At 64.3% G+C, this 311-nt stretch carries 1 pseudogene; it reads right to left on the bottom strand.

The annotated features are described in order from the left end of the window. Positions 1-311 (bottom strand): annotated as a pseudogene (locus RVY79_RS18665) (cell division protein FtsK); the annotation flags it as partial.

Here is a 311-nt window from a genome sequence, read left to right as displayed (position 1 = left end):
CCGGCCAGGATGGCTTCATCGTACTCGGGCTCGCCGAACTGCTTCCAGTGTTCGACCACGCGGTGGACTTCTTCATCGGCCACAAAAGCGCCGTGCACGCGTTGCGGATACCCGGTGCCCGGCGGCAGGAACAGCATGTCACCCTGGCCAAGCAGCGATTCCGCGCCCATCTGATCGAGAATCGTGCGCGAATCAATCTTGGACGACACCTGGAACGCCACGCGCGTCGGGATGTTGGCCTTGATCAGCCCGGTGATGACGTCCACCGACGGACGCTGCGTCGCCAGGATCAGGTGAATGCCCGCCGCCCG

It is taken from the genome of Chromohalobacter sp. HP20-39 (assembly GCF_033052815.1).
Taxonomy (GTDB): Bacteria; Pseudomonadota; Gammaproteobacteria; order Pseudomonadales; family Halomonadaceae; genus Chromohalobacter.
Note: the sequence above shows the minus strand (reverse complement) of the source record. Positions and strands in the feature narration are given on the sequence as shown.